The sequence below is a fragment of the Burkholderia sp. AU16741 genome (assembly GCF_002223345.1).
In the GTDB taxonomy this organism is placed as follows: Bacteria; Pseudomonadota; Gammaproteobacteria; order Burkholderiales; family Burkholderiaceae; genus Burkholderia; species Burkholderia sola.
Window position 1 is genome coordinate 346,776 of sequence record NZ_NKEZ01000004.1, and the last position, 23,596, is coordinate 370,371.

18 protein-coding genes are annotated in these 23,596 nt (G+C 65.9%); 11 read left to right on the forward strand and 7 right to left on the reverse strand.

Annotated elements, in window-relative coordinates; translation table 11 throughout:
- The first annotated feature begins 29 nt into the window (after positions 1–29).
- The 4 genes from ileS (at position 30) to dut (ending at position 5,150) form a co-directional block, all read left to right on the forward strand.
- Positions 30–2,867, forward strand: a complete 2,838-nt coding sequence (gene ileS / locus CFB89_RS13110; RefSeq protein ID WP_089468246.1) for an isoleucine--tRNA ligase — start codon at positions 30–32, stop codon at positions 2,865–2,867.
- A gap of 2 nt (positions 2,868–2,869) precedes the next feature.
- A complete protein-coding gene (gene lspA / locus CFB89_RS13115; RefSeq protein ID WP_089468247.1) occupies positions 2,870–3,370 on the forward strand; it encodes a signal peptidase II in 501 nt (166 codons plus the stop codon).
- 67 nt (positions 3,371–3,437) lie between these two features.
- Positions 3,438–4,649 (forward strand): bifunctional phosphopantothenoylcysteine decarboxylase/phosphopantothenate--cysteine ligase CoaBC, encoded by a 1,212-nt coding sequence (coaBC, locus tag CFB89_RS13120; protein WP_089468248.1) that lies wholly within the window; start codon positions 3,438–3,440, stop codon positions 4,647–4,649.
- Positions 4,650–4,703: 54 nt separating this feature from the next.
- On the forward strand, positions 4,704–5,150 hold the full coding sequence (gene dut / locus CFB89_RS13125; RefSeq protein ID WP_089468249.1) for a dUTP diphosphatase: 447 nt from the start codon (positions 4,704–4,706) through the stop codon (positions 5,148–5,150).
- 301 nt (positions 5,151–5,451) lie between these two features.
- Here the strand turns inward: dut and CFB89_RS13130 are convergent, their stop codons facing one another.
- The 3 genes from CFB89_RS13130 to clpS all read right to left on the reverse strand — a co-directional run bounded on the left by CFB89_RS13130 (position 5,452) and on the right by clpS (position 9,546).
- A complete protein-coding gene (locus tag CFB89_RS13130; protein WP_089468277.1) occupies positions 5,452–6,831 on the reverse strand; it encodes an amino acid permease in 1,380 nt (459 codons plus the stop codon).
- Positions 6,832–6,934: 103 nt separating this feature from the next.
- Positions 6,935–9,235 (reverse strand): ATP-dependent Clp protease ATP-binding subunit ClpA, encoded by a 2,301-nt coding sequence (clpA, locus tag CFB89_RS13135; protein ID WP_069620437.1) that lies wholly within the window; start codon positions 9,233–9,235, stop codon positions 6,935–6,937.
- Entirely contained in the window at positions 9,232–9,546 is a 315-nt protein-coding gene (gene clpS / locus CFB89_RS13140) for an ATP-dependent Clp protease adapter ClpS (RefSeq protein ID WP_006398529.1), read from the reverse strand. The genes clpA and clpS overlap by 4 nt, the downstream gene beginning before the upstream one ends.
- 544 nt (positions 9,547–10,090) lie before the next feature.
- Between clpS and CFB89_RS13145 the strand changes: the two genes are divergently transcribed.
- Positions 10,091–10,294, forward strand: coding sequence for a cold-shock protein (locus CFB89_RS13145; protein ID WP_006478030.1), 204 nt, complete (start codon positions 10,091–10,093; stop codon positions 10,292–10,294).
- 180 nt (positions 10,295–10,474) lie between these two features.
- On the opposite strand, the gene CFB89_RS13150 is transcribed toward CFB89_RS13145, so the two are convergent.
- Positions 10,475–12,082, reverse strand: a complete 1,608-nt coding sequence (locus CFB89_RS13150; protein WP_089468250.1) for a multicopper oxidase family protein — start codon at positions 12,080–12,082, stop codon at positions 10,475–10,477.
- Positions 12,083–12,669: 587 nt separating this feature from the next.
- On the opposite strand from CFB89_RS13150, the gene CFB89_RS13155 reads away from it, so the two are divergent.
- Positions 12,670–12,894 carry a hypothetical protein gene (locus CFB89_RS13155; protein ID WP_089468251.1) on the forward strand — a complete coding sequence of 75 codons (225 nt, stop codon included), beginning with the start codon at positions 12,670–12,672 and terminating at the stop codon, positions 12,892–12,894.
- 123 nt (positions 12,895–13,017) lie between these two features.
- Here CFB89_RS13155 and CFB89_RS13160 read toward each other — a convergent pair whose 3' ends face one another.
- Together CFB89_RS13160 and icd are read right to left on the reverse strand one after the other, a co-directional pair.
- A complete protein-coding gene (locus CFB89_RS13160; protein WP_089468252.1) occupies positions 13,018–15,246 on the reverse strand; it encodes an NADP-dependent isocitrate dehydrogenase in 2,229 nt (742 codons plus the stop codon).
- Between the two features lie 281 nt (positions 15,247–15,527).
- The gene (gene icd / locus CFB89_RS13165) at positions 15,528–16,784 is read right to left on the reverse strand and encodes an NADP-dependent isocitrate dehydrogenase (protein WP_039368210.1); all 1,257 of its coding nucleotides are present in this window, start codon (positions 16,782–16,784) and stop codon (positions 15,528–15,530) included.
- Between the two features lie 275 nt (positions 16,785–17,059).
- On the opposite strand from icd, the gene CFB89_RS13170 reads away from it, so the two are divergent.
- The 5 genes from CFB89_RS13170 (at position 17,060) to CFB89_RS13190 (ending at position 22,343) form a co-directional block, all read left to right on the forward strand.
- Positions 17,060–17,638, forward strand: coding sequence for a pseudouridine synthase (locus CFB89_RS13170; RefSeq protein ID WP_006490892.1), 579 nt, complete (start codon positions 17,060–17,062; stop codon positions 17,636–17,638).
- Positions 17,639–17,919: 281 nt separating this feature from the next.
- Positions 17,920–18,135, forward strand: coding sequence for a hypothetical protein (locus CFB89_RS13175; RefSeq protein ID WP_011352970.1), 216 nt, complete (start codon positions 17,920–17,922; stop codon positions 18,133–18,135).
- Between the two features lie 160 nt (positions 18,136–18,295).
- Complete coding sequence (locus CFB89_RS13180) at positions 18,296–18,796, forward strand: DUF192 domain-containing protein (protein ID WP_089468253.1); 501 nt, start codon at positions 18,296–18,298, stop codon at positions 18,794–18,796.
- Between the two features lie 256 nt (positions 18,797–19,052).
- Complete coding sequence (fusA, locus tag CFB89_RS13185) at positions 19,053–21,164, forward strand: elongation factor G (protein ID WP_023477042.1); 2,112 nt, start codon at positions 19,053–19,055, stop codon at positions 21,162–21,164.
- A gap of 168 nt (positions 21,165–21,332) precedes the next feature.
- Entirely contained in the window at positions 21,333–22,343 is a 1,011-nt protein-coding gene (locus CFB89_RS13190) for a HoxN/HupN/NixA family nickel/cobalt transporter (protein WP_179233425.1), read from the forward strand.
- Between the two features lie 999 nt (positions 22,344–23,342).
- Here CFB89_RS13190 and CFB89_RS35760 read toward each other — a convergent pair.
- A partial coding sequence (locus tag CFB89_RS35760; protein ID WP_179233426.1) for a hypothetical protein occupies positions 23,343–23,596 on the reverse strand: 254 nt, incomplete at its 5' end.

Here is a 23,596-nt window from a genome sequence, read left to right on the forward strand (position 1 = left end):
GCGTCCCCGATTTAGATAGCGATCCCATCATGAGCAACAAGAAAGCCGATTCGAAACCGCAGGCCAAGTATCCGGTCAACCTGCTCGACACGCCGTTCCCGATGCGCGGCGACCTGCCCAAGCGCGAGCCGCAGTGGGTCAAGGAGTGGGAAGAGCGCGGCATCTACGAGAAGATCCGCGCGGCCAGCAAGGGCCGGCCGAAGTTCATCCTGCACGACGGCCCGCCGTATGCGAACGGCGACATCCACCTCGGCCACGCGGTCAACAAGATCCTGAAGGACGTCGTCGTCAAGTCGCGCAACATGGCCGGCTTCGACGCGCCGTACGTGCCGGGCTGGGATTGCCACGGCATGCCGATCGAGATCCAGATCGAGAAGCAGTTCGGCAAGTCGCTGCCGGCGGCCGAAGTGATGAGCAAGGCGCGCGCGTACGCGACCGAGCAGATCGAGAAGCAGAAGGTCGGCTTCAAGCGCCTGGGCGTGCTCGGCGACTGGGCCAACCCGTACAAGACGATGAACTTCGTGAACGAGGCGGAAGAAATCCGCGCGCTCGGCAAGATCATCGAGAAGGGCTACGTGTATCGCGGGCTGAAGCCGGTCAACTGGTGCTTCGACTGCGGCTCGGCGCTCGCGGAAGCGGAAGTCGAGTACAAGGACCGCACCGACCCGACGATCGACGTGATGTTCGCGTTCGCGGAACCGGAAAAGACCGCGCACGCGTTCGGCCTGCCGGCGCTGCCGCGCGCCGAGGGCGGCATCGTGATCTGGACCACCACGCCGTGGACGATTCCCGCCAACCAGGCGCTGAACCTCCATCCGGAGATCGTCTACGCGCTGGTCGACACCGAGCGCGGGCTGCTGATCATCGCGCAAGAGCGCGTCGAAGCGTGCATGGCCGACTTCAAGCTGACCGGCCGCGTCGTCGCGACCGCGCCCGGCGTGAAGCTCGCGAACCTGCGCTTCCACCACCCGCTCGCGTCGGCCCACCCCGGCTACCAGCGCACCGCGCCCGTCTACCTCGGCGACTACGTGACGACCGACACGGGTACCGGCGTCGTGCACTCGTCGCCTGCGTACGGTATCGAGGACTTCCAGTCGTGCAAGGCGCACGGGATGACCGATTCGGACATCATCAACCCGGTGATGGGCGACGGCCGCTATATCGAATCGCTGCCGCTGTTCGGCGGCCTGTCGATCTGGGACGCGAACCCGAAGGTCGTCGACGCGCTGAACGCAGCCGGCTCGCTGCTGCGCAGCGAGCACTACAAGCACAGCTACATGCACTGCTGGCGCCACAAGACGCCGATCATCTACCGCGCGACGTCGCAGTGGTTCGCCGGCATGGACGTGACGCCGCAAGACGGCGGCAAGACGCTGCGCGAAACCGCGCTCGAAGGCATCGACGCGACCGCGTTCTACCCGTCGTGGGGCAAGCAGCGCCTGTTCAGCATGATCGCGAACCGTCCCGACTGGACGCTGTCGCGCCAGCGCCAGTGGGGCGTGCCGATGGCGTTCTTCGTGCACAAGGAAACCGGCGAGCTGCACCCGCGCACGCTCGAGCTGCTCGAGGAAGTCGCGAAGCGCGTCGAGCAGTCGGGCATCGAGGCGTGGCAATCGCTCGACCCGCGCGAGCTGATCGGCGACGACGCGAACCTGTACGAGAAGAACCGCGACACGCTCGACGTGTGGTTCGACTCGGGCACGACGCACTGGCACGTGCTGCGCGGCTCGCATAAGGATCAGCTGCAGTTCCCGGCCGACCTGTACCTCGAGGGCTCGGACCAGCACCGCGGCTGGTTCCACTCGTCGCTGCTGACCGCATCGATGATCGACGGCCGCGCGCCGTACAAGGGCCTGCTCACGCACGGCTTCACGGTCGACGGCGAAGGCCGCAAGATGAGCAAGTCGCTCGGCAACGGCATCGACCCGCATGAAGTCGCGAACCGTCTCGGCGCGGAAATCATCCGCCTGTGGATCGCCTCGACCGACTACTCGGGCGAGCTCGCGATCTCCGAGGAAATCCTGAAGCGCGTGACCGAAGGCTATCGCCGCATCCGCAACACGCTGCGCTTCCTGCTCGCGAACCTGTCGGATTTCGATTTCGCGCAGCACGCGGTGCCGGTCGACGAATGGCTCGAGATCGACCGCTATGCGGTCGCGTTCTCGCAGCAACTGCAAACCGAACTGCTCGGCCACTACGAGAAGTACGAATTCCACCCGGTCGTCGCGAAGCTGCAGACGTACTGCTCGGAAGACCTCGGCGGCTTCTACCTCGACGTGCTGAAGGATCGCCTGTACACGAGCGCCGCCGATTCGCGCGCGCGCCGCTCCGCGCAAACCGCGCTGTATCACCTCACGCACGGCCTGCTGCGCGTGCTCGCGCCGTTCCTGTCGTTCACGGCGGAAGAAGCGTGGAAGGTGTTCCAGCCGGCGAGCGACACGATCTTCACGGAAACCTACTACGCGTATCCGGAAGTCGCCGGCTCGGCCGCGCTGATCGAGAAGTGGGCGCTGCTGCGCGACGTGCGCGGCAACGTGACGAAGGCGCTCGAGGAAGCGCGTACCGCGAACCGCATCGGTTCGTCGCTGCAGGCCGAAGTGGCCGTGCATGCGAGCGGCGCGCGCTACGACGCGCTCACGAGCCTCGGCGACGACCTGAAGTTCGTGCTGATCACGTCGGCGGCGACCGTCGTGAAGGTCGACGACGAAGCTCAGGAAAGCGTCGACGTGGCCGCGTCGAAGTACCAGAAGTGCGAACGCTGCTGGCACTACCGCGAAGATGTCGGCGCGCACGCCGATCATCCGACGCTGTGCGGCCGCTGCTTCTCGAACCTGTTTGAAAACGGCGAAATCCGGAGCGCTGCTTAAATATGGCGAAGACCCTGTCGAAACCGGCCAGCGGCGCGCTCGCGCCCTGGCTCGGCATTTCGCTGATCGTGATCCTGTTCGATCAGCTGTCGAAGATCGCGATCCTCAAGACGTTCGCGTATGGCGCGCAGCATGCGCTGACGTCGTTCTTCAACCTCGTGCTGGTGTACAACCGCGGCGCCGCGTTCGGCTTCCTGTCGACCGCGAGCGGCTGGCAGCGCTGGGCGTTCACCGCGCTCGGCATCGGCGCGACGCTCGTGATCTGCTTCCTGCTGAAGCGCCACGGCCATCAGCGGCTGTTCAGCGTGTCGCTCGCGCTGATCCTGGGCGGCGCGCTCGGCAACGTGATCGACCGGCTCGTCTATGGCCACGTGATCGACTTCCTCGATTTCCACGTCGGCGCGTGGCACTTCCCGGCGTTCAACCTCGCCGATTCCGCGATCACGGTCGGCGCGGTGCTGCTGATCTACGACGAGCTGCGGCGCGTGCGCGGCGCGCGCTGAGCGCGCATACTCCGTGTCGACGGCCGGCTTCGCGCCGGCCGTTCCGTTCGACCCCAGGAGGCCTGAGTTGGCACACGCAGAACTCGCAGGAAAACACCTCGTTCTCGGCCTGACGGGCGGCATCGCCTGCTACAAGATCGCCGAACTCACGCGGCTGCTCGTGAAGGCCGGCGCGACCGTGCAGGTCGCGATGACCGACGCCGCCACCCAGTTCATCACGCCCGTCACGATGCAGGCGCTGTCGGGCCGGCCCGTCTATACGAGCCAGTGGGACGCGCGCATCGACAACAACATGGCGCACATCGACCTGTCGCGCGAAGCCGACGCGATCGTGATCGCGCCCGCGTCGACGGATTTCCTCGCGAAGCTCGCGCACGGGTTCGCCGACGATCTGCTGTCGACGCTGTGTATCGCACGCGACTGCCCGCTGCTCGTCGTCCCCGCGATGAACCGCCAGATGTGGCAGAACCCGGCCACGCAGCGCAATGCCGCGCAACTGCGCGCGGACGGCGTGTCGGTGCTCGGCCCCGATTCGGGCGCGCAGGCCTGCGGCGAAGTCGGCGACGGCCGCATGCTCGAGCCCGAGGCGATCTACGAAGCGATCGTCGCGCACTTCGCGCCGAAGGTGCTCGCGCACCGCCGCGTGCTGATCACGGCCGGGCCGACGTTCGAACCGCTCGACCCGGTGCGCGGCCTGACGAACCGCTCCAGCGGCAAGATGGGTTTCGCGCTCGCGCGCGCCGCGCAGCAGGCCGGCGCCGACGTGCACCTCGTCGCCGGGCCGGTCGCGCTCGACACGCCGTGGGGCGTGTACCGCCAGGACGTGCAGACCGCGCAGCAGATGTACGATGCGGTGATGCATGCGGTCGCCGATGCCGACATCTTCATCGCGGTGGCCGCGGTCGCCGACTGGCGCGTCGAACAGCCGGCCGAGCACAAGATGAAGAAGACGGCCGACCGCAAGATGCCGGCGCTCGCGTTCGTCGAGAACCCCGACATCCTCGCATCGGTCGCGGCGCTGCCCGATGCGCCGTTCTGCGTCGGCTTCGCGGCCGAAAGCGGCGACCTCGACGTGCACGGCGACGAAAAGCGCAAGCGCAAGAACGTGCCGCTGCTCGTCGGCAACCTCGGCCCGCTGACGTTCGGCCGCGACGACAACGAAGTCGTGCTGTTCGAGGCCGCCGGCCTCACGCGCCTGCCGCGCGCGCCCAAGGAAGAACTCGCGCACACGCTCGTGGCCGAAATCGCGAAGCGCCTGCCCGACAACCGCCTGATCTGATCTCCGCGCGGCAGCGCTTGCCGCCGCGCCCTTCCCGACCGATTCGACGACCGCATGAAACTCGACCTGAAGATTCTCGACGCGCGCATGCGCGACTACCTGCCCGCCTACGCGACGACCGGCAGCGCCGGCCTCGACCTGCGCGCATGCCTCGACGCACCGGTTACGCTGCAGCCCGGCGCAACGACACTGGTGCCGACGGGCCTCGCGATCCACCTCGCCGATCCCGGCTATGCGGCGCTGATCCTGCCGCGCTCGGGCCTCGGCCACAAGCACGGGATCGTGCTCGGCAACCTCGTCGGCCTGATCGACTCCGACTACCAGGGCCAGTTGATGGTCTCGACGTGGAACCGCGGCCAGACAGAGTTCGTGCTGAATCCGTTCGAACGCCTCGCGCAGCTCGTGATCGTGCCGGTCGTGCAGGCGCAGTTCAACATTGTCGACGAATTCACCGAGAGCGATCGCGGCGAAGGCGGGTTCGGCAGCACCGGCCGCCACTGAGCCGCGCAGGACGGAAAAAAGCCCTTTTCCTTTTCACGCGCCGTCGCTTGCGGGCCGGTTGGACGATCCTCGCATAGACGGCCATCGCGACCAGCACGCCGAACAACACGGCCCCGTCGCGCCGATCTTCATGATCCAGAACGCGAGCGTGATTTCGGGAAGTTTGTTCATTCGAAGCCTTTTTGCAGGAAACGGCGCGACGGTGCGGACCGGCGCGCGTTGCAGACAGGATCGAATGTGGTCGCCGCCCGCTTAACGGAACCTTAGCGACCGAAGAACGGCGCGGGCAGCGGCGCCGGCGTCAGCGCGCGTGCTGGTGCCGGTAATGCAGCGCGTAGGCGAGCGTCAGCAGCACGACGAACACGACGCCGACCACCATCGTCATCCGGAATTCGCGCGTGAAAGCGGTCGTCAGCAGGATCGCCGCGACGAGCCCCGCGCCGAGCAGGCTGCCGAACGGGTGCCCCCACATCCGGAACGCGAGCGCGGGGCCGCGATACCGCGAACGGAACCGCAGGTGCGTGACGAAGATCATCAGCCACGTGAACAGCGCGCCGAACATCGCGATCGCCATCATCACCGTGAACGCGGTATCGGGCGCGAGCGCGACCAGTACGGCCGCGACGGCAACGCCGCTCGTCGAGATCCACAGCGCCGCGCGCGGCACGCCGTTCGCGCCGAGCCGGCCGAACACCGCGGGCGCGAGGCGCGCGCGCGACAGGCTGAACATCATCCGCGTCGTCACGTAGAGCTGGCTGTTCATCGCCGACAGCGCCGCGATCAACAGCACGAAGTTGATCACGCCCGCCGCGTACGGCACGTGCGTCGCGGCCATCACCTTCACGAACGGGCTTTCGTCGGTGCCGGCCTGCGTCCACGGCACGATCGCGAGCATCAGCGCGAGCGTCAGCAGGTAGAACAGCACGAGCCGCAACACGGTCGAGCGGAATGCGCGCGTGACCGCGTGCTGCGGATCGCGCGCCTCGCCGGCCGCGATCGCGACCGCTTCGATGCTCATGTAGCTGAAGATCGCGACGATCACCGCGACCCAGGTGCCCCACGGCCCCTTCGGCATGAAACCGCCGTGCGCGGTGTAATTGGCGAAACCGATGCCCGATGCGGCCGGCGCGGACCACACGAGCAACGCGCCGAGCACGATGAACACGACGATCGCCGCGATCTTCAGCAGCGAGAACGCGTATTCGACGGTGCCGTACAGCGTGACGCTCGCGAGGTTCACCGCGATCAGTAGCGCGGAGAAGCCGATCACCCAGTACCAGCCGGGCACGGCCGGAAACCAGTACTTCATGAACACGGCGATCGCGCTGATTTCGGTGCCGATCGCGAATACAACGGCGAACCAGTACGCATAGCGCACGAGAAACCCCGCGAGCGGGCCGACGTAGTGCTCGGCATAGGCGCCGAACGAGCCGGCCGTGGGGTGCGCGACGGTCATTTCCGCGAGCGCGCCCATCAGCAGCAGCGCGATCAACGCACCGATCGCATACGAAACCAGCACGCTCGGGCCGGCGAGCCCGATCGCGAAACCGCTGCCGAGGAACAGCCCCGTGCCGATCGCGCCGCCGATCGCGATCATCGCCATCTGCCCCGACGTCAGCGCGTGGCGCAACCCTTGTTCGCGCGCGACGATATCGTCGAACGACCGTTGTTGTTCTGTCACTGCGTTACCACTCCCCTGCACCACCATCGCGCCGCCGGCGCCGAATAAAACGAAACGGCGCGGAGAACTTCCCGCGCCGTTCGCATGAACAACGAATTATCGCTTACTCGACTTCGACCGTCTCTTCGTTCGGCTTGTGCGGCGGATTCGCCAGCTTGTCGAACGACAACTGCACCTTGTCACTTTCGTCGACGTCGACCGTCACGTGGCCGCCGTTCAGCAGCTTGCCGAACAGCAGCTCGTCGGCCAGCGCACGGCGGATCGTGTCCTGGATCAACCGCTGCATCGGGCGCGCGCCCATCAGCGGGTCGAAGCCGTGCTTCGCGAGATGCTTGCGCAACGCGTCGGTGAAGAGCGCGTCGACCTTCTTCTCGTGCAGCTGTTCCTCGAGCTGGATCAGGAACTTGTCGACCACGCGCATGATGATTTCCTCATCGAGCGAGCGGAAGCTGATGATCGCATCCAGCCGATTGCGGAACTCCGGCGTGAACAGGCGCTTGATGTCGGTCATCTCGTCGCCGGTTTCGCGGCGCGTCGTGAAGCCGATCGTCGCCTTTTGCATCGACTCGGCGCCCGCGTTCGTCGTCATGATGATGATGACGTTGCGGAAGTCCGCCTTGCGGCCGTTGTTGTCCGTCAGCGTGCCGTGGTCCATCACCTGAAGCAGCACGTTGAAGATGTCCGGATGCGCCTTCTCGATTTCGTCGAGCAGCAGCACGCAATGCGGCTTCTTCGTGACGGCTTCGGTCAACAGGCCACCCTGGTCGAACCCGACGTAGCCCGGCGGCGCGCCGATCAGCCGGCTCACCGCGTGACGCTCCATGTATTCCGACATGTCGAAGCGGATCAGCTCGATGCCGAGCGTGAACGCGAGCTGGCGCGCCACTTCGGTCTTGCCGACGCCCGTCGGGCCGGAGAACAGGAACGCACCGATCGGCTTGTCCATCTTGCCGAGGCCCGCGCGCGCCATCTTGATCGAGGCCGCGAGCGCGTCGATCGCCGGATCCTGGCCGAACACGACGCTCTTGAGGTCGCGATCGAGCGTCTGCAGCTTGCTGCGATCGTCCTGCGACACGCTTTGCGCCGGCACGCGCGCGATCTTCGAGATGATTTCCTCGATCTCGCCCTTGCCGATCGTCTTCTTCTGCTTCGACTTCGGCAGGATGCGCTGCGCGGCGCCCGCCTCGTCGATCACGTCGATCGCCTTGTCCGGCAGGTGGCGGTCGGTGATGAAGCGCGCCGACAACTCGGCCGCGGCCGACAGCGCACCCGACGAATACTTCACGCCGTGGTGCTCCTCGAAGCGCGACTTCAGCCCGCGCAGGATCGCGACCGTCTGCTCGACGCTCGGCTCCGTCACGTCGACCTTCTGGAAGCGCCGCGACAACGCCGCGTCCTTCTCGAAGATGCCGCGATACTCGGTGAACGTGGTCGCGCCGATGCACTTGAGCGTGCCCGACGACAACGCCGGCTTCAGCAGGTTCGACGCGTCGAGCGTGCCGCCGGACGCGGCGCCCGCGCCGATCAGCGTATGGATTTCGTCGATGAACAGGATCGCGTGCGGGCGCTCCTTGAGCTCCTTCAGCACCGTCTTCAGACGTTGCTCGAAATCGCCGCGATACTTGGTGCCCGCCAACAGCGCGCCCATGTCGAGCGAGTACACCTGCGCGTTCGCGAGGATGTCCGGCACCTCGCCGCGCGTGATGCGATACGCGAGCCCTTCGGCGATCGCGGTCTTGCCGACGCCGGCTTCGCCGACGAGCAGCGGATTGTTCTTGCGGCGACGACACAGCACCTGCACGACGCGCTCGACCTCGGGCTCGCGACCGATCAACGGATCGATGCGGCCGTCCTTCGCCATCTGGTTCAGGTTCTGCGTGAACTGCGCGAGCGGGGTTTCCTTCTGCGCATTCGCGTCTTCGCTTTCCGCATTCGCGTCGGTCGACTTCGCGGCTTCGCCGCTGTTCGTCTTCGCGATGCCGTGCGAAATGAAGTTCACCACGTCGAGGCGCGTGACGCCCTGCTGCTGCAGGTAGTACACGGCGTGCGAATCCTTCTCGCCGAAGATCGCGACCAGCACGTTCGCGCCGGTCACTTCCTTCTTGCCGTTCGACGTCGACTGGACGTGCATGATCGCGCGCTGGATCACGCGCTGGAAACCGAGCGTCGGCTGGGTATCGACATCGTCGGTGCCCGGGACGGTAGGTGTGTTGTCGTGGATGAAATTGCGCAGGTTCTGACGCAGATCCTCGATGTTTGCCGCGCACGCGCGCAACACCTCGGCCGCCGTCGGATTATCCAGCAGGGCCAGCAGCAGATGCTCGACCGTAATGAACTCATGGCGCGCCTGGCGTGCTTCCATGAACGCCATGTGCAGGCTGACTTCCAATTCCTGGGCAATCATGCTTCCTCCATCACGCACTGCAGCGGATGCCCTGCCTGCCGCGCATGGGTAACGACTTGCTCAACCTTGGTCGACGCGATGTCCCGCGTATAGACCCCACATACCCCTCGCCCTTCGCGATGGACCTTCAGCATGATCTGCGTGGCCGTCTCGCGATCCTTCTTGAAATACTCCTGGACCACCATCACGACGAACTCCATCGGCGTGAAGTCGTCGTTCAGCAGCACCACCTTGTACATCGAAGGCGGCTTGAGCTTCTGCTGCTTGCGTTCCAGGACGGTACTGTCCTGCTTGTCCGGGATAATCGCCATACACCCATTCTAAACAACTCGGACAGGCCCGCAATCCTGCCATTACCCGACCGACCGGCCGGCGCCCTCCCCGGTATCCCGGAACACACGACCGCCTTCGCGCCATACGAAAGCCGGCTGCGGTGCCGGCTTTCACGCATGGCGCGGAACACGAACCGTCTGGGGGATTCGCACCGGAACGTCGTGTCCGCATCCAGTATCCCACAAGCCGGGACGACTCGAACGCGTGTCACTCGAGCCTGGTATATGAGCCGATTATGCGGCTTTTCAAGCCCGCGCGCTTGGCCGCATGTTGCGAAGCAAAGCCGGAAAAACCCTGAAAATGGGTTCTTTACAACGACCCTCTAAACGTCTAAAAATTCCACTTGACACTCCAATAAAGAGCGCCAACAATCAAGCTGGCACTTTTTTCAATTTGCCGATTGGCGAAACGAAAGAGGCCGAGGTGAGCTTGTGAGGGGGGAACGACCGGATTTTGGTCGTTTAGCTTTTCGAGCGTGCTCGTGGTAAGTAGCAGCGACTGTGTGACAGGGGAAGTAGGAAAATGGCAACTGGTATCGTTAAGTGGTTCAACGACGCGAAGGGCTTCGGTTTCATCACTCCCGACGAGGGCGGTGAGGATCTGTTTGCGCACTTCTCGGCTATCACCATGAATGGCTTCAAGACGCTGAAGGAAGGCCAGAAGGTGAGCTTTGACGTCGTTCAAGGACCGAAGGGCAAGCAAGCGTCGAACATCCAGGCCGCATAAGGCGTCGGATATCGGACGAAGAAACCCGGCGCACGGCGCCGGGTTTCTTTTTTTGAGGCCGGCCCATCGATAATCGATTGGCCGGCCTTTTCGTTCAATCCCGATAATTGAACACGCATTGTCTCGTCACGCATGCAGGTCGGATATCGAATCTGCACGTGAAACACATTCGCCGCTTCGTTACACGACCTTCAGCGTGCCCATCATGCCGAGATCCTCGTGTTCGAGAATGTGGCAGTGAAACATGCGCTCGCCGGGCATGTCTTGCGTGACCAGGATCGACACCGTTTCGCCGCTGCGCACGTTCACCGTATCCCGCCATGCGCGGAAAGGTTCGCTCGTGCGTGACCCACCCGACGCCCCCTCGATCACCTGGAACTGCGTGCCGTGCACGTGGAACGGGTGATCCATGTCCGTCGTATTGCGGATCTCCCAGCGCTCGACGTCGCCGCGGCGGCTCGTCAGGGTCGCGCGGTGCGGCGCGTAAGTGTCGCCGTTGATCGTGAAGCGCATGCCCGCCGGGCGGCCGTGCGCGCCGCCCTTCATCATCGCGTCCATGTCCATTTCCTCGCCGAACGCGACCGTCTTGTGCGCGACCGGTTCGCCCAGCGGCGGCACCGCGCGCAGCGTGGCAGGCAGCGCGCGGGCCTCGGCGGGCGCGAATGCCACATCGGCCAGCGCCAGCGCCGGATCGGGCGGCAGGCTGCCGTGGCCGCCGTCGTGCGACATCGCCATCTTGCGACGGTCGTACTCGGCTGCCTGCAGCACCGCGCGTGACGCACGGTCGCCGGCGCGCACCAGCAGTTCCGCGCGCTCGCCCGGCGCAATCAGCAGCGACGTCACGCGCCGCGGCGCGTCGAACAAGCCGCCGTCGGTGCCTGCATGCTCGAACGCACGACCGTCGTCGAACGCGATGCGCAGATAGCGTGCGCTGCACGCGTTCCACACCCGCCAGCGCTCGTCGCCGGCGATGTCGATACGCGGCCGGCGCGCGCCGTTGACGAGCACGAATTGACCTTCCCGACCGTTCATCCAGTCCATCATGTCGTTCGGCGCGATCGTGCCGTCGCGGGCAAGCTTCAGGTCCGACACGAACAGGTGGCGCTCGGGCCAGCCGGCAAGCGGATCGTCCGCGGCGCGCACGACGAGCGGGCCGGCCAGCCCGCGGAACACCTGCTCGGCCGTCATCATGTGCGGATGCGGGTGGTACCAGTACGTGCCGGCGCTCCCCTTCGGCAGCGTGAAGCGATACACGCGCGACGCGCCGGGCGCGACCGGATCCGACGGGTTGCCGTCCTGGTCGGGCGGCACGGGCAGGCCGTGCCAGTGGATCGTCGACGGCTGCGGCAGCTTGTTCACGAACCGGATCTCGACCGTATCGCCCTCGCGCACGTCGATCAGCGGGCCGACGACCGGGCCTTGCGTGCCCGCGCCGAACTGCCAGAACGTCGTCGGCCGCGCGCCGCGCAGCAGCGGTCGCGCCACCGGTTGAGCGACCAGCGTCGCCCGGAACGTGCCGGGCTCGCGGCTTTCGTTCGCCAGCGTGCGCAACGTGGCGAGCGGCGCGCCGGCCGGCAGCGCGTCCGCGGCCGCGAGCGCGGCCGGCGCGGGCTTGCCGTGCTGCGCGTGCGCCGACATCCCTGACATACCCGACATGCCCGGCATGTCGTCCATCGAATCCATGCCGGCCATGCCGGCATGACCGGCATGCTGCGCCCACGCAGTGCGCGCGAACAGTGACGCGCTCGCGACGCCGATGGCGCGCGACAGGAAGGTTCTCCGTCTCATCAATCGATCCTCGTTATTCATGCAGTGCGCGCGACAGACGCGGCGGTCGCGTCATCATACCCGCAGGGCCGGATCGAAAAACGCCATCGCCAAGCGGGCGGCGATACGCCGCAGCAAGCACGGCTACCGCGCCGGATACGGCGCCACGACGGCGATCGTCGCCCGGCGCTTCGGCGGCCACGGCCCCTCGGCTGCCGCCCCTTTCGCGCCTTCCGCTCGCGCACCGCGCTCGCCCCGCCGTATCGACGATCCGGAAATTCGCCGATTTTTCACGATGCGGAACAAGTCACTGCTTTATAAAAATTCGTGGTGCAGGGCACCAATTTCCCGTTTCGCGATGCCGAAAAACGTTCCGCCATACAAAACGATGAAAATAACTCATTGTTTTTAGTGGTTATTTTTTGTTTTGAGAAGCCGTTCTACATGCACCATCCGACCGGGTCGCGGACGTAGACTTTGTTCCATGCACTGACGCTTCGCCGCGACGTTCGATACGGAATCCGGCGCAAGCAATCAGTCGGGCCACAGCCGGCCAAGCCGGCAGGCGGCACAACGGAATCGCTGGTGATCAGAAAGGGAGAACGGAAATGAAGGGATTTCGCTTTGGTTCAGCGCTCGGGTCGTTCTACATCCTGCCGACAAACGGCGGCTGGGAAGCGACGTTCGGCAACGCTTCGCTCGGCGCGTTCTCGTGCCCGGAAGTCGCGGCCGATCGCATTTCCCGCGGCGACTGCGCGCAGCCTTCCGAACTGGACACGGCCACGCTCGAAGTGCCGGACGAAATCGCCGAATGGGAAATCGTTCACGTCTGAATGACACGCCTGCAACGACAAACGCCCCGGGCGACCGGGGCGTTTTTCTTGTGTGCCGGGCGGCGAATGGTTCGCTCCGCCGCGCCGGCCCGTGCACGGGCTCGCGCGATCGCGCGGCCGGCGTCAGGCGACCGCGTCGACGATGCCGTTCAGCGTCGCGCTCGGGCGCATCGCCTGGCTCGTCAGCTCGACGTTCGGACGGTAGTAGCCGCCGATCGCCTGCGGCTTGCCTTGCGCGGCCGCCAGTTCTTCCAGGATGCGCGCTTCGTTCTCGGACAGCGCCTTCGCCACGCCTTCGAACTGCGCCTTCAGCGCGGCGTCCTCGGTCTGCTCGGCGAGCGCCTGCGCCCAGTACAGGCACAGGTAGAAGTGGCTGCCGCGGTTGTCGAGGCCGCCGACCTTGCGCGCCGGCGACTTGTTCTCGTCCAGGAACTTGCCGGTCGCCTGGTCGAGCGTCTTCGCGAGCACGAGCGCCTTCGGGTTCTGGTACGCGTTGCCCAGATGTTCGAGCGACGCGGCCAGCGCGAGGAATTCGCCGAGCGAATCCCAGCGCAGGAAGCCTTCCTCGACGAACTGCTGCACGTGCTTCGGCGCGGAGCCGCCCGCACCCGTTTCGAACATCCCGCCGCCGGCCATCAGCGGCACGATCGACAGCATCTTCGCGCTGGTGCCCAGTTCCATGATCGGGAACAGGTCGGTCAGGTAGTCGCGCAGCACGTTGCCCGTGACCGAGATCGTGTCCTTGCCCGCACGGATGCGCTCGAGCGAGAAGCGGGTCGCATCTTGCGGCGTCATGATGCGGATGTCGAGGCCGTTCGTGTCGTGATCCTTCAGGTAGCGCTCGACCTTCGCGATGATCTGCGCATCGTGCGCGCGCGCCGGATCGAGCCAGAACACGGCCGGCGCGCCGGTCGCGCGGGCGCGGTTGACCGCGAGCTTGACCCAGTCCTGCACCGGTGCGTCCTTCGTCTGGCACATGCGCCAGATGTCGCCTGCCTCGACCGCGTGCTCGAGCAGCACGTTGCCGGCTTCGTCGGTGACGCGCACGACGCCGTCCGCCGGAATCTGGAACGTCTTGTCATGCGAACCGTATTCCTCGGCCGCCTGCGCCATCAGGCCGACGTTCGGCACGCTGCCCATCGTGACCGGATCGAACGCGCCGTGCTGCTTGCAGTCCTCGATCACGGCCTGGTACACGCCCGCGTAGCAGCGGTCCGGAATCACGGCCTTCGCGTCGTACAGCTGGCCGTCCGGGCCCCACATGCCGCCCGAATCGCGGATCATCGCCGGCATCGATGCGTCGACGATCACGTCGCTCGGCACGTGCAGGTTCGTGATGCCCTTGTCCGAGTTGACCATCGCGAGACGCGGGCGCACCGCGTACTCGGCCTTGACGTCGGCTTCGATCGCTTCACGCGTGTCGGCCGGCAGATCCTTCAGGCGCGCGTACAGGTCGCCGATCCCGTTGTTCGGGTTGAAGCCGACCTTCGCCAGCACGTCCGCGTGCTTCGCGAGCGCGTCGCGGTAGAACACCGACACGAAGTGACCGAACAGGATCGGGTCCGAGACCTTCATCATGGTCGCCTTCAGGTGCACCGAGAACAGCACGTCCTGCGCCTTCGCGTCGGCGATCTGCGCCTCGATGAAGCTGCGCAGCGCGTTGCGGCTCATCACCGACGCGTCGATCACTTCACCGGCCTTCACGGCCGTCTTTTCCTTCAGCACCTTCTTCGCGCCGTCGGTGGTCGTCAGTTCGATCTTCACGCTGCCGGCATCGGCGATCAGCGCCGACTTCTCGCTGCCGTAGAAGTCGCCTTCGGTCATGTGCGCGACGTGCGCCTTCGACGTGGCCTTCCACGCGCCCATCTTGTGCGGATGCTTGCGTGCGTAGTTCTTGACCGACAGCGGCGCGCGGCGGTCGGAGTTGCCTTCGCGCAGCACCGGGTTCACCGCGCTGCCCTTGATCTTGTCGTAGCGCGCCTTGACGGCCTTCTCTTCGTCCGTCGACGGATCTTCCGGATAGGCCGGCAGCGCATAGCCCTGCGCCTGCAGTTCGGCGATCGCGGCCTTCAGCTGCGGCACCGATGCGCTGATGTTCGGCAGCTTGATGATGTTCGCTTCCGGCTTCAGCGTGAGCTGGCCCAGCTCGGCCAGATCGTCGGAACCCTTCTGCTCCGACGGCAGGACGTCTGCGAATGCCGCGATGATGCGGCCGGCGAGCGAGATGTCGCGCGTTTCGACGGCGACGCCGGACGAACGCGTGAAGGCCTTGACGATCGGCAGCAGCGAATAGGTCGCGAGCGCCGGCGCTTCGTCGGTGAGGGTGTAGATGATCTTGGGCGAAGTGGACATGGTGGTCAAAGCATTGCTACGTGATGATGGGACTGAGGAGCGCCGGCGGTAACCGGCGGGGAGCGACCGGGTCGATCGCGAAAGGGGTGCGCCGGCTCAGCCGGGCGGTGGTGTTGCGAGGGCCGTCATGTTCTACCTTGCAGGGCATGCGGCCGCCTCGCGGCGCCGCGGCCCGCATGCCGGGCCACCCTGCCAACAAACCTGCCATCCATGAAACGCTCCGGCGCCGGCAGTCAGCGCCGGGGCGGCCGGCAACCTGCCGGCTCACCCCGGAAGGGGTCTTACATGTTCTCGATCAGCACTTCGCCGAAGCCGGAGCACGACACCTGCGTCGCACCTTCCATCAGCCGCGCGAAATCGTACGTGACGCGCTTCTGCAGGATCGACTTCTCCATCGCGGCGATGATCGTGTCGGCTGCTTCCGTCCAGCCGAGGTGGCGCAGCATCATTTCCGCCGACAGGATTTCGGAACCCGGGTTCACGTAATCCTTGCCCGCGTACTTCGGCGCCGTGCCGTGCGTCGCCTCGAACATCGCGACCGAATCCGACAGGTTCGCGCCCGGCGCGATCCCGATGCCGCCGACCTGCGCGGCCAGTGCGTCGGAGATGTAGTCGCCGTTCAGGTTTAGCGTCGCGATCACGTCGTATTCGGCCGGGCGCAGCAGGATCTGCTGCAGGAAAGCATCGGCGATCGAATCCTTGATCACGATCTCGTTGCCCGTCTTCGGGTTCTTCACGCGCATCCACGGGCCGCCGTCGATCAGCTCGCCGCCGAATTCCTTCTGCGCGAGCGCGTAGCCGGCGTCACGGAACAGGCCTTCCGTGAACTTCATGATGTTGCCCTTGTGCACCAGCGTGACCGACTTGCGATCGTTGTCGATCGCATACTGGATCGCCTTGCGCACGAGGCGCTCGGTGCCTTCGGTCGACACGGGCTTCACGCCGATCCCCGAGGTTTCCGGGAAGCGGATCTTCTTCACGCCCATCTCGTCCTGCAGGAATTTGATCACCTTCTTCGCCTGCTCGGAGCCCGCAGCCCATTCGATGCCCGCGTAGATGTCTTCCGAGTTCTCGCGGAAGATCACCATGTCGATCTTCTGCGGCTCGCGCACCGGCGACGGCACGCCCTTGAAGTACTGGACCGGGCGCAGGCACACGTAGAGATCAAGCTCCTGGCGCAGCGCGACGTTCAGCGAACGGATGCCGCCGCCGACCGGGGTCGTGAGCGGCCCCTTGATCGACACCACGTATTCCTTCAGCACCTGCAGCGTTTCGTCCGGCAACCACACGTCCGGACCGTACACCTTGGTCGCCTTCTCGCCCGCGAAGATCTCCATCCAGTGGATCTTGCGCTGGCCCTTGTACGCATGCGCGACCGCCGCGTCGACGACCTTGATCATGACCGGCGTGATATCGAAGCCCGTACCGTCGCCTTCGATATAGGGAATGATCGGCTGATCGGAAACGTTGAGCGAGAAGTCCTTGTTGACGGTGATCTTGTCACCGCCCTCCGGAACCTTGATGTGCTGATACGGCATGATCGACTCCAGTGACGTGGCTGAGCAGGTGATGCTGGTCGAAGCTGCGCGCGCGGCGGGGCGCGGCATGGCCACCCCGTGACGACAACAGCGAGCCGCTATTCTAGCGCCCCAACCGGGCACTTCGGCGCGAACCGCGGCACTGCGTATCAAGACCTCACTTATGTCTTATATAAGACAGAGGACTTGCCGTTCCGTATTATGCATTAAGATTCCGCCATTTGCCATAGACCGCCCGCCCCCGCTTCGTGCGGGGCGCCGGCGGGCGCCCCGCCATGAACCTGATCGCCCTCAACAAGCCGTTCGGCACGATTTGCCAGTTTTCCGCGCACGAGACGCGGCCGTCGCTCGGCGACTGGGTAAAAACGCCCGGCGTGTACGCGGCCGGCCGGCTCGACGCGGACAGCGAGGGACTGCTGCTGCTCACCGACGACGGCGCGCTGCAGGCCCGCATCGCGGAGCCGCGCCACAAGCTGGTGAAGCGCTACTGGGCGCAGGTCGACGGCGCGCCGGGGCCGGCCGATCTGAAGGCGCTCGCACGCGGCGTCGACCTCGGCGACTACGTGACGCGCCCGTGCCGCGCCGAATTCATCGAGCCGCCCGACACGCTGTGGCCGCGCAATCCGCCGATCCGCTACCGCGCCGCGATCCCGACCACGTGGATCGAGCTGGCGATCACCGAGGGCAAGAACCGGCAGGTACGCCGGATGACGGCGGCCGTCGGCTTCCCGACGTTGCGTCTGGTGCGCGTGGGCATCGGCGCGCTCGACATATTCGCGCTCGGCATTGCACCGGGCGAAACGATCGCGCTGCCGCCGCGCGCGCCGTGGGACGGTTTCGCGCCGGCCGGATGACGCATCCGGGACACGCGAATTTTTCGTCATCTTTTTCGTCAACCGGCCGTGAAGATCGCGCGTTAAACCACGCAGATGCCAACCTTAGCTATCCGGCATTGGCAGCCGAACCCGTGTTTGCGTCACGAAAGCGACGTTTTATTCGAATACGATTCGGCGCCCGCAGCGCAAAGAGAAATTTCTCGAAGCGTCTGTCAACCGAAAGGTGGATGGCACCGTTAGACGACATGACTCCTATTGCCGGGTCATTTGGTTAATTAACTAAAGCTGAGGAACACAACATGAACAAACTGATCGCCGCTCTGGTCGCTGGCCTCTTCGCAACGGCTGCTTTCGCACAAGCTTCGGCTCCGGAAGCTGCTCCGGCAGCAGCAGAAGCTGCTTCGGCACCGGCCAAGCACGCTGCCAAGAAGCACCACGCTGCCAAGAAGCACCACAAGGCATCGAAGAAGGCTGCAGCAAGCGACGCAGCAGCACCGGCAGCTGCTTCGAACTAAGCAAGCTGGCTGTAATAACGCAGTCAAGAACACGCAGTCCTGCCGTTCTTACGGCGTTGAAAGGCAGATCACCGCAAGGCGATCTGCCTTTTTCTTTTTTGTGCCCGCCGGCGCGCATCGCGTACCATGCGGGTCTCGTTTTCCAGACAGGAGCCATGCCGTGTCATTCTCCCTGCGCTCGTCGCTCGGCCGCCTTGCGCGCGCCGCCGTGTTTCCCGCCGCCCTCGCCGTCCTCGCGCTCGGCATGCAGGCCGCCAGCGCGCAAGTGCCGCCCGGCGCCAAGCAGCCGAGCGAGTTCCCGCGCGTGAAGCTGCGCGCCGGCATGTACGTGATCGACGCGGCCGTCGCCGCGAACGACGCCGACCGCGAACAGGGGCTGATGTACCGTTCGCAGCTCGCGCCGAACGAAGGCATGCTGTTCGTCTTCAACGAGAACGCCGTGCACTGCTTCTGGATGAAGAACACGCTGATTCCGCTGTCGATCGCGTTCATCCGCGCGGACGGCACGATCACCGACATCGACGAGATGCGCGCGGAGACGACCGACAACCACTGCCCGCGCAACAACGGCGTCTATGCGCTCGAAATGAGCAAGGGCTGGTTCGCCGCGAAGGGCATCAAGCCCGGCATGAAGCTCGACGGCCTGCCGCGGGCCCAGTAACCGGTAACCGCGGCGGCCCGCGCGGCGCGCATCGTGCCGCGCCCCGCGCACCGACCGAAAAGCCGGCCACCGATGGTTTCCTGTCGGGCGCCGGCTTTTTTTTTCGCCCGCCGGCGCTCCCCGCCTTGATTCGGCACACGCTGCCCGCATCTGCAAAAGCCACGGACAAGCGCTATCCTTTAAATTTCGCTAGTTCCAGCCCGGGCCGGCACCTATCGGCCGGCCCGCTTACGATCCGAACCACCAGGAGGTTCACGTGCCCCGCAAAACCCCCATCGAGCGCTATCGAAATATCGGGATCAGCGCTCACATCGATGCCGGCAAGACCACGACGACCGAGCGCATCCTGTTTTACACCGGCGTGAGCCACAAGATCGGTGAAGTGCACGACGGCGCGGCCACGATGGACTGGATGGAGCAGGAGCAGGAACGCGGCATCACGATCACGTCGGCGGCGACCACGGCCTTCTGGAAGGGCATGGCCGGCAACTATCCGGAACACCGGATCAACATCATCGACACGCCCGGGCACGTCGACTTCACGATCGAAGTCGAGCGCTCGATGCGCGTGCTCGACGGCGCGTGCATGGTCTACGACTCGGTCGGCGGCGTGCAGCCGCAATCGGAAACCGTGTGGCGCCAGGCGAACAAGTACAAGGTGCCGCGCATCGCGTTCGTCAACAAGATGGACCGGATCGGCGCCGACTTCTTCCGCGTGCAGAAGCAGATCGGCGAGCGCCTGAAAGGCGTCGCCGTGCCGATCCAGATTCCGATCGGCGCGGAAGATCATTTCCAGGGCGTCGTCGATCTGGTGAAGATGAAGGCGATCGTGTGGGACGACGAAAGCCAGGGCGTGAAGTTCACGTACGAGGACATCCCCGCGAACCTCGTCGAGCTCGCGCACGAATGGCGCGAGAAGATGGTCGAGGCCGCCGCGGAAGCGAGCGAGGAACTGCTCGAGAAGTATCTGCACGACCATGAATCGCTGACCGAGGACGAAATCAAGGCCGCGCTGCGCCAGCGCACGATCGCCAACGAGATCGTGCCGATGCTGTGCGGCAGCGCGTTCAAGAACAAGGGCGTGCAGGCGATGCTCGACGCGGTGATCGACTACCTGCCGTCGCCGGTCGACGTGCCCGCGATCCTCGGCCACGACTTCGCCGATCCGGAAAAGCCGGCGGAACGTCATCCGAGCGACGACGAGCCGTTCTCGTCGCTCGCGTTCAAGATCATGACCGACCCGTTCGTCGGTCAGCTGATCTTCTTCCGCGTGTATTCGGGCGTCGTCGAGTCGGGCGACACGGTGCTCAACGCGACGAAGGACAAGAAGGAGCGGCTCGGCCGGATCCTGCAGATGCACGCGAACGAGCGCAAGGAAATCAAGGAAGTGCGCGCGGGCGACATCGCGGCGGCGGTCGGCCTGAAGGAAGCGACGACCGGCGACACGCTGTGCGACCCGGCCAAGCCGATCATCCTCGAGAAGATGGAATTCCCGGAGCCGGTGATCTCGCAGGCCGTCGAGCCGAAGACGAAGGCCGACCAGGAAAAGATGGGTCTCGCGCTGAACCGTCTCGCGCAGGAAGATCCGTCGTTCCGCGTGCAGACCGACGAAGAGTCCGGCCAGACGATCATCTCGGGGATGGGCGAGCTGCACCTCGAAATCCTGGTCGACCGGATGAAGCGCGAGTTCGGCGTCGAGGCGACGGTCGGCAAGCCGCAGGTCGCGTATCGCGAAACGGTGCGCACGACGGCGGCCGACGTCGAAGGCAAGTTCGTCAAGCAGTCGGGCGGGCGTGGCCAGTACGGCCATGCGGTGATCACGCTGGAGCCGAACCCGGGCAAGGGCTACGAGTTCCTCGACGAGATCAAGGGCGGCGTGATTCCGCGCGAGTTCATCCCGGCCGTCGACAAGGGCATCACCGAGACGCTGAAGAGCGGCGTGCTCGCGGGCTACCCGGTCGTCGACGTGAAGGTGCATCTGACGTTCGGTTCGTACCACGACGTCGACTCGAACGAAAACGCGTTCCGGATGGCCGGCTCGATGGCGTTCAAGGAAGCGATGCGCAAGGCGAAGCCCGTGCTGCTCGAGCCGATGATGGCGGTCGAGGTCGAGACGCCCGAGGACTTCATGGGCAACGTGATGGGCGACCTGTCGAGCCGGCGCGGCATCGTGCAGGGGATGGAGGACATCGCGGGCGGCGGCGGCAAGCTGGTGCGTGCCGAGGTGCCGCTCGCGGAGATGTTCGGCTATTCGACGTCGCTGCGTTCGGCCACGCAGGGCCGCGCGACGTACACGATGGAGTTCAAGCATTACGCGGAAACGCCCGCGAACGTGTCGGAAGCCGTGATCAACGCGAAAGTGAAGTAAGCGCCGCTCGCTCGCGCTCCGGCGCATGCGCGCAAAGCCCGTCCGGTTCATCCCGGACGGGCTTTTTTTCGTCCGGCGCGCGTCGCGCGCGCGGCTCGTCGATCGGCGCGCCGCCGCTTTTTTTCGCGTGCCACAATGGATGGCGATTCGTCAGATGGAACCCGCCCGATGCCGCCCACTCCTGCCCTGCGCCGCCTGCTGACTCTCTATGCCGGCCTGATCGCCGCGAACGTCGCCGTCTGGCTGTGGGCGCTCGCGGTGCTGCGCGACCATCCGCTACTGCTCGGCACCGCCGCGATCGCATACGGGCTCGGGCTGCGTCATGCGGTCGACGCGGATCACATCGCCGCGATCGACGTCGCGACGCGCAAGCTCATGCAGGACGGCCAGCGCCCGGTGAGCGTCGGCCTGTTCTTCTCGCTCGGTCATTCGACGATCGTGATCGCGGCGACGCTCGGCATCGCGCTGACCGCGTTCGCGCTGCGCGACCGGTTCGATGCGTTCCGCGAGGTTGGCGGCACGATCGGCACGGCGGTATCGGCCACCTTCCTGCTGGTGCTCGCGTGCGTGAACCTGATGATCCTGCGCGACGTGTGGCGACGCTATCGCGGCGCGTCCGGGCACACGCACGACGGCGCGCACGACCATCGTCCCGCCGGGCTCGTCTCGCGGTTGCTGCGCCCGCTGTTCCGGTTCGTGTCGAAGAGCTGGCACATGTATCCGGTCGGCGTGCTGTTCGGGCTCGGTTTCGATACTGCAACCGAAATCGGCCTGCTCGCGATCGCCGCCGCGCAGGCGAGCCAGGGGCTGCCGGTCTATACGGTCATGCTGTTTCCCGCGCTTTTCACCGCCGGCATGACGCTGATCGACTCGACCGACAACGTGCTGATGATTCAGGCGTACGGCTGGGCGATGGACGATCCGCAGCGCAAGCTGCTCTACAACGCGAGCATCACGTTCGTGTCGGCGGCCGTCGCGCTGGCGATCGGCGGGATCGAGGCGGCCGGGCTGCTGGCCGACAAGCTGTCGCTGACGGGCCCCGTGCGCGACACGCTCGATGCGCTCGGCGAACGCTTCGGCTCGATCGGCTACGGGATCGTCGCGCTGTTCCTGGTCTGCTGGATCGCATCGATCCTGTTCCACCGCTGGCAACGCGCGGCCGACGCGCCGGCACGCTGAACGACGCCCCCGACGTTTCATTCCGGAAACAAAACGCTCCCCCACGGCGTTGCACGCGCGGTCACGCGACTGCGCCCGCCTTTCACGACGGGCCCGAACGGCCGATGGCACGAATCTCGCAGAGTGAGATTCGCACGGCGGGCCCGCGTGCCGATCCGCGTTCACGGCTGACGTCCAGCGTCGGCCCCAAGGCGATCGGCCGACGATAGGACAACGAATCTTTTACGCCCCCCTGCACCACACGTAAATCGTCGCGCGGCTACGAGGCATCGCGCGCATGGGGAGGCCATGATGCATAAAACGAAACAACCGTTCCGCGCGGCGGGACGGCGCCCTCGTGCAACCTTGCTGGCCGTGGCCGCGTTCGCGTGCTGCTGCTCGTATGCCGTCGCACAGAACACGACGCCTGACGCCGCGCCCGGCGCGAATGCCAGCGCGGACACCATCATGACGCTGGTCGAGAACGCATCGCCGTGCGCCGCCAATCCGGCCGCGTGCGCGGTACACGTTTACGCCGGCGGGGGCGTCGGTAATGGCGGCGCCGGTGCGGGCGGCAGCGGGAACGGCGGCGGCACCGGGAATGGCGGCGGCACCGGGAATGGGAGCGGGAGCGGCGGCAACAACGGGAGCGGCGCCGTCGGACCTGCCGGTGTCGGCGGAACGACAGGCGGAACAACAGGCAGTACGAACGGCACCGGCCGCGGAGGCAATGCATCCGGCAACGGTGGCTCTGGGGGTGGTACTTCAGGGGGTGGTACTTCGGGTGGCGGTACTTCTGGTGGCGGTACTTCTGGTGGCGGTACTTCGGGTGGCGGTACTTCGGGTGGCGGTACTTCGGGTGGCGGTACTTCAGGTGGCGGCACTTCGGGTGGCGGCACTTCGGGGGGCGGTACTTCAGGTGGCGGCACTTCGGGCGGCGGCACTTCGGGCGGCGGCACTTCGGGCGGCGGCACTTCGGGCGGCGGCACTTCCGGTGGCGGTACTTCGGGGGGCGGTACTTCAGGTGGCGGTGGCCACGGTGGCGGCCATGGCGACGGCGGCGGTCACGGTGACGGCGGTGGTCACGGCAACGGCGGCGGTCACGGCAACGGCGGTGGCCAAGGCGGCGGTGGCGGCGGTGGCGGCGGTGGCGGCAGTGGTGGCGGCGGTGCCGGTGGCGGTGGCGGTGGCGGTGGCGGTGGCGGTGGCGGTGGCGGTGGCGGCGGCGGCGGCGGCGGTGGCGGTGGCGGTGGCGGCGGCGGCGGCGGCGGTGG